This window comes from Mesorhizobium sp. M7A.F.Ca.MR.362.00.0.0 (assembly GCF_004023175.1).
In the GTDB taxonomy this organism is placed as follows: domain Bacteria; phylum Pseudomonadota; class Alphaproteobacteria; order Rhizobiales; family Rhizobiaceae; genus Mesorhizobium.
On record NZ_RZTF01000131.1, the window covers coordinates 9,040 to 15,329 of the forward strand.

At 61.7% G+C, this 6,290-nt stretch carries 9 protein-coding genes; 2 read left to right on the plus strand and 7 right to left on the minus strand.

The features are described 5' to 3' along the window. The 4 genes from EOC06_RS40825 to EOC06_RS17480 form a co-directional block, all read right to left on the minus strand. A partial coding sequence (locus EOC06_RS40825; RefSeq protein ID WP_206631204.1) for a hypothetical protein occupies positions 1–414 on the minus strand: 414 nt, incomplete at its 3' end. Positions 415–657: 243 nt separating this feature from the next. Next, positions 658–1,695, minus strand: coding sequence for a glycosyltransferase family 9 protein (locus EOC06_RS17470; RefSeq protein ID WP_164898625.1), 1,038 nt, complete (start codon positions 1,693–1,695; stop codon positions 658–660). Between the two features lie 180 nt (positions 1,696–1,875). Then, positions 1,876–2,331, minus strand: coding sequence for a cyclic nucleotide-binding domain-containing protein (locus EOC06_RS17475; RefSeq protein WP_023811239.1), 456 nt, complete (start codon positions 2,329–2,331; stop codon positions 1,876–1,878). 120 nt (positions 2,332–2,451) lie between these two features. Then, on the minus strand, positions 2,452–3,135 hold the full coding sequence (locus EOC06_RS17480) for a response regulator transcription factor (protein ID WP_013528898.1): 684 nt from the start codon (positions 3,133–3,135) through the stop codon (positions 2,452–2,454). Positions 3,136–3,279: 144 nt separating this feature from the next. Between EOC06_RS17480 and EOC06_RS17485 the strand changes: the two genes are divergently transcribed. Next, positions 3,280–3,816 carry a L,D-transpeptidase gene (locus EOC06_RS17485; protein ID WP_174800339.1) on the plus strand — a complete coding sequence of 179 codons (537 nt, stop codon included), beginning with the start codon at positions 3,280–3,282 and terminating at the stop codon, positions 3,814–3,816. A gap of 99 nt (positions 3,817–3,915) precedes the next feature. Here the strand turns inward: EOC06_RS17485 and EOC06_RS17490 are convergent, their stop codons facing one another. Then, a complete protein-coding gene (locus EOC06_RS17490; RefSeq protein ID WP_127330219.1) occupies positions 3,916–4,182 on the minus strand; it encodes a hypothetical protein in 267 nt (88 codons plus the stop codon). A 130-nt stretch (positions 4,183–4,312) separates the two neighbouring features. Here EOC06_RS17490 and gcvA point away from each other — a divergent pair, with 130 nt between their 5' ends. Next, positions 4,313–5,248 (plus strand): transcriptional regulator GcvA, encoded by a 936-nt coding sequence (gene gcvA / locus EOC06_RS17495; protein ID WP_127330221.1) that lies wholly within the window; start codon positions 4,313–4,315, stop codon positions 5,246–5,248. 128 nt (positions 5,249–5,376) lie between these two features. Here the strand turns inward: gcvA and EOC06_RS17500 are convergent, their stop codons facing one another. Continuing rightward, the gene (locus EOC06_RS17500) at positions 5,377–5,793 is read right to left on the minus strand and encodes a DUF1761 domain-containing protein (protein WP_128308352.1); all 417 of its coding nucleotides are present in this window, start codon (positions 5,791–5,793) and stop codon (positions 5,377–5,379) included. Positions 5,794–5,843: 50 nt separating this feature from the next. Further along, positions 5,844–6,290, minus strand: a 447-nt coding sequence (locus EOC06_RS17505) for a methyltransferase (RefSeq protein ID WP_164898626.1), incomplete at its 5' end; no start/stop codon positions are given.

Genomic DNA, 6,290 nt, shown 5'->3' on the forward strand with positions numbered 1-6,290 from the left:
GAACAACCCGGTGGCGGCGTAGACAATCATCGCAACGATCTCTGGTATCGCAACCATGGGGAGCACGTCCTCATGGATCAACAACAGGTCATCGAGCCCCAGGAACAGGGTAAGGCCGCCGAGAAACGTGCAATCCCATCGGTGCGTGAGCAGGCCAGCAAACAGGGTCACCGCGCCGGAGCCGATCCACAGTGAAGCACCCAGGGACGAAATCCACCCTGTATAGAAGCCGACTTCGGCGACCGCAGATGGATCTCGATAAAAGATCCAAGCGTCCAGACCACGAATCTGCGCAACGAACAGAGCGGCTAAGAGCATCGCGACGTTAATCGCCGTCGCCGCCAGTATGACCAAGCGCCAGGCTATCGTCCATTCGCCGCCGTGCTTTGTGTTCAGCGCGTTGTTCTCTGGCATTTGCTATTCTCATTGAGGACTGAGAGGAACTCCATCGGAACCAAAGTACGACAGCCGCCAGATCTGCCGCCGAGAACTCCGCCTGCATTGTGCCGGTGGTCACCATGGTTGCAGCGCTTCGCCCCACCGAACCCATTGTACCATGGCGTCGATGTTCAGGTGAGGCTGGCCTGCAAATGGCCGACCTGAATCTCAACGCGCTTCGAAGCGCGACCAAATGAATTCAAGTTCAAACGGCGCGCTTCAAGTCTTCATGCATGTCGTTGTCGCGAATTGCTGGGCTGACAGGCCAGCGAGATCCGGCAGATGGGGATGGTCGCGGCGGCGCGTCGCCAGCATGCGTTGCGCCGCTTCGATGATTGTCGGCGCAGGCACATTGGCAACCAGACCGGTTGGACTTGCAAGACGGGATTCGATCACGTCCACGCAGTTCGAAAGCGGCCTCCAACGGGCCATGTTGGCGCCGCCACTGAGGATAACCATCGGCGTCATCACGGTTGCCATGAGATGTGCGGTACCGCCTTCGGCGCCGATGTAAAGATCGGCAAACTCGCCGAGCGCCAGCAAGATGTCACCGATATCGACACCTTCGATCGCGGCGGAATCGACAAGCCGCAGCTTCGGCACGCGCTGAGCCAGTTCAGCCATATCGGGACCATCGCCGGGGGTTTTCACATAGAGAAGGTCCGCCCCGTCGGCGATCAGGCTGTCGGCGATCGCGGCAACCTGATCCGCCGACATGCGCTTGCTGGCGCTGCCGTGCGCAGCGATAAGGATCAACGGAGCATGCTTGCCGTCCGCAAGGCCCCTGGCCGCCGCTCGCGCGATCGGGCCAGGCTCCAGCCGATGATCGAAAGGCAGCCGCTTGCCGGCAAGGCGTTCAATGAGGCGGTGGTAGCGCCAGGCATTGTGCCCGGGTCGTGCTTCAGGCCTTTGGCCCAGGCGCCAGGAAAGGGCGAAAGCCGGAAAGTTTGCCTCATAGGCGATGCCGCGGCCGAGCAGTGATGCCGAGGTTTGAAGCAGCCAACGCGCCGAGATGCGGAAATCGACAACGGCCAATCGCCCCTTGCCCTTGCGGTGATCGGCGACCAGGCGCGCCAGGGGCGTCCGCACATTGATCGCATCGACCAAATGGCCGGCATGGCGATTGAGGCTATGTTCAAGGGACGACGACCGGGTGGTTCCGTAGACGATGAAACTATCGGGGAATGCCGTTCTGGCGGCGCGCAAAGCCGGAATCCGGATCAATCCGTCGCCGAACGCGTCATTGCGGGAATACAAGATAATCGTCTCGTACCGCCCTGACGGCATGGCTCGCTCCCCCCAGGAGCCTGGTGGTGATGGCGCCTGCTGTGCCGGCCGCCTTCGGGGTGCTTTAGGATTTCACCTCATGCCTGTCAACGGACGCTGCCGCGCTTCCGCCTTTGGCCGCGAAACAACAGCTTCGAAGGCGGGCAGCCTTCAGCCGGAGAAGCGCGGGGCCAGTTCCTCGATGCGGCGGATCATCGCCTGAAATTCCTCCGAGATGCGCTGGTGGAGCTTGACCGCGATCTCGGGATATTCCTCCAGGATGCGGCGGAACATCTTGCGGCTGAGCCGCATCACTTCCGAATCGATCTCGGCCGAGGCGCTGGTCAACCGGTTGGTGTCGGCGATCAACGCCAGTTCGCTCAGGATTGTGCCGGGGCCTGCCGTGCCAATCGGGATGCGTTCACCACCCTGCTCCCGGTAGAGCACGATGCGCCCACTGACGACGATATAGGCGGAATCGGCCTCGTCGTCCTCGCGATAAAGCTTGTGGTTGGCAATCAGCCTAGTGTTCTCGGCGCCAAAGGCGAGCAGGCGCAATTGTTCCTGCGTGAAGCCCTCGAAGAGCCTCACGGCGGACAGGACGCGGATGTCGTCATCCAGCGCCATCTAGCTATGTCCCCGAACCGACAGTCCGACTCCTCCTCTGCGAGTTCGATCCAAACCACCCTCCAACTGGATCGTACCCGAAAGCGGCCCCGCCCGACCGCTCATTGGATAATGAAATGTTTAAGGAACCAGCTTGTAGCCGCCGCTTTCTGTCACAAGAATTTCCGCATTGGAAGGATCGCGCTCGATCTTCTGGCGCAGCCGGTAGACATGGGTTTCCAGCGTGTGCGTGGTGACACCGGAATTGTAGCCCCATACTTCCTCGAGCAGCACGTCGCGCGTCACCACCTTCTGGTCGGCGCGATAAAGATATTTGATGATCGAGGCTTCCTTCTCCGTCAGCCGCACCTTGCCGCCGCGCGGGTCGAGCAGCAGTTTCTGGCTGGGCTTGAAAGTATAAGGCCCGACCGAGAAGGTGGCGTCCTCGCTCTGCTCATGCTGGCGCAGCTGCGCCCGAATGCGCGCCAGCAGCACGGCAAAGCGGAACGGCTTCGTCACATAGTCGTTGGCGCCGGCCTCGAGACCAAGAATCGTATCCGAATCGGTGTCGTGGCCGGTCAGCATGATGATGGGCGCCTTGTAGCCGCCCTTGCGCAGGATCTTCACCGCTTCGCGGCCATCCATGTCGGGCAGCCCGACGTCCATGATGAGCAGATCAATGAGGCCGCCGCGCGCTGCGGCGACACCTTTTGCCGCAGTCGATTCCTGCAGCACGTCGAATTCCTCGTAAAGGGATAATTGCTCGACCAGTGTGCCGCGCAGGTCGTCATCGTCGTCGACGATCAGTATGGTGCGTGAAGTCATGGATCAATCCGTTGTTTTGAAAAGAAAATTCAGTTGACCGCTGCCTGTTTATGCGGAAGCTGACCGGCGCAACAGCCGTTCACAGTGATTTGTTCCGTGGCACGATCATACAAGAAAAAACACGATCGCAATGCAGCCGGCGCAATTTTGCGAAAAGGGCTGCGTGTGCTGACCGTGCGGGCGAGGCCTGGGCATCCAAGCCAGGGCCTGCTGCAGGCCGGAAAAACGGTGTTTGCCTGTGCGTTGGGGCGCGGAGGCATCTCGGCCGGCAAGCGCGAAGGCGATGGCGCCACGCCGCTGGCCGCGATGCGGATCCTGTCGGGGTATTTCCGGGGAGATCAGTTCTCCAGCGGCCGCAGGACCCGTCTGGCGATGACGCCGATCGGGCCCGATCTGGGCTGGTGCGAAGTGCCTGACGACCGCAATTATAACAGGCCGGTGAAGATTCCCTATGGCGCCAGCCACGAACGCATGCGGCGCGACGACAGGCTCTACGACGCCTGCCTGGTGCTCGACTGGAACCTGTCACCACGCCGGCGCGGGCGCGGCAGCGCCATCTTCTTCCATCTGGCGCGCCCCGGCTTCACACCGACGCAAGGCTGTGTGGCTGTCACGGCGCAAACCATGGCGCGACTGCTGCCGCTGCTGTCGGACCGGACGGTGGTGAGGGTGGTGAGATAGTAGGGGAGTAAGGGAGTAGGCAGTAGGCAGTAGGCAGTAGGCAGTAGGCAGTAGGCTACCTGTCGGCGCTGACTTAAATTTTCCTCTACTGCCTATTTCCTACTGCCTATTCCCTGACCTTCGCGGTCTCTGCCAGCCGATGTCTAGCAGGCCCAGCCGGCCAAGTTCTCTGTCCATTGCGCGAGCGACGTCACGGCGCTCGCCGCCGATATCGCGCAGTTGGCGATCGGAGAGATCCTCGACGTTCTGGTAGGTAATGTCGCGGCGGGCGAGGCGTATCGCGATCCGGGCGTGACGCAGCCAGTCGAGAGTTTCGACCAGCCAGGCCGGGCGGGGTGTCGATGAATTCAAAACGATGATGGACATGGTGTGCTCCGTTCTCCCCGGATATCAAATCCGGCTTGATGATGTTTCGATGGATGGATGATGCCAGATTGAAATCCCTGCGAGAAACGAGTAGTTTTCTCTGGATCATCAAGTTTTATTTGAGGATAGGATGGCTCGTCTTCTGCCCGGGACTCGTGCCTTGAGGACACTGGAAGCAGCGGCCCGGCACCTCAATTTCACCCGTGCCGCCGACGAGCTCGGCCTGACGCCGGCCGCCGTCAGCCATCAGATCAAGGAAATCGAGGATCAACTCGGGCTGGTGCTGTTCACACGCACCAGCCGCACGATCCGGCTCACCGAGGCGGGAACGGTGCTGTTCGACGCCTCGGCCGACGCGCTCGACCTGCTTGGCCGGGCCGTTTCGCGGGCGCAAAAGCTGGCGCGCGGCAGCGCCCTTTTGAAGGTAACGCTCGACGCGCAGTTCGCGTCAAAATGGCTGATGCGACGCGTCGACGATTTTCGCAAGCATCACCCCGATATCGAATTGCGATTCGACATTGCCTATGAAGTGCGGGATTTCGAACTCGATGACATCGATGTCGGCATCCGTTTCGGCGCCGGCAAATATCCGGGTCTTCGCACCCACCGGCTGTTCGACAACATCCTCATTCCGGTGTGCAGCCCGAGCCTCTTGACGTCCGGTCCGCCGCTGCGTGAGCCGCGCGACCTCTTCAACCACACGCTTGCGCATATCGAATGGTCGCGGCAAGGCGTGACGTGGCCGAACTGGCGGATGTGGATGGCCGCGGCCGGCATCACTGATTTCGACGACAGCCGGACCGTCGTCTTCGGCAACTCCACGGATGCCGTCCAGGCAGCGCTCGACGGCAATGCCGTTGCGCTCGCCGATTTCGCCATGGTGGCGAACGACCTTTCCCAGGGCAGGCTGGTGCAGCCTTTCGAACTCGGCCTGCGGGTGGCGCCCGAGTTCGCCTACTTCCTGGTCTATCCCGAAAATACCGCCGACGATCCACGCATCGTCGCCTTTCGCGAATGGATGCTCGAGGAAGTCGCCAAGACGCGGACCACGGACAAAGGGCAGTAGGACAGTAGGACAGTAGGACAGTAGGGCAGTAGGGCAGTAGGGCAGTAGGGCAGTAGGGCAGTAGGGATAGGCGTCGGTGCCGTCTGCCCCCTATTCCCCTACTGCCTTACTGCCCTACTGCCTTTGATTCAGCTTGCCGCCGCGCCGAACCAGCCGATCACGGCGCCGATGATCAGCAGCACGCCGAGCCAGTGGCCGCCGTCGATGAGGGTCAGGTCCCAGCCGAAATTCTCGTAGCGATGGTTGACCGAGAGCGTCGTGGCGACGAAACCCAGCCAGAGCACGAAGCCGAAGACTAGTCCGGCGATCCATGTCGGCTCGCCGCCGGTCATCGCGCCGACGACCAGGGCCAATATGGTGGCCACGACCAGTTCGGCGATGAAGCTGATGACGAAGGGCAGCGGCGACTTCTTCATCGTCGCCGGATCGAGCTTGGCGGCCTTCAGCCACGCCTTGCTCAGGCCCATGTACCAGGCGGCGCCGAACAGCCATGCGACGATCGCGGCGGCGACCACCGCCAGCCAGTTCACTGCTGAAAAATCCATGAGCTCCCCCTCTGATCTGTATGTGATGGAACGCCTGTTCGGCGATCGCGTCAAGCGAACCGCCAGACCGTCGTGCGCTTGACCAGCGCATCCTCCAGCGCCCGCGTGACGGCCACTTCATACACAGAAAGCGGCTCCAGCCCTGCCTTCGGCAGATACGACCGTCCGGGATCGCCGATGAGGATCTCAGCGCCGCGCGCCTTCAGCGTTGCGAACCATGGCATCAGCCGGTCCGCGAAAGATTTGTCGTAGAAAACATCACCGGCCAGGACCACGTCCCAACCTGCATCGGTGCCGATGCAATCCGTGCCGAGGAATTCGGTCCCGACACCGTTGATGTCGCTGTTGAGCCGGATCGCGGTGGCACAGAACGGATCGATGTCGGCTGCGATCACCTTGGCGGCACCTGCCTTGGCGGCAGCGATGGCGACAAGGCCGGAGCCGGAAGCGAAGTCGAGCACGCGCTTGCCCCGCACCGTGCCGGGATTGTCCAGGAC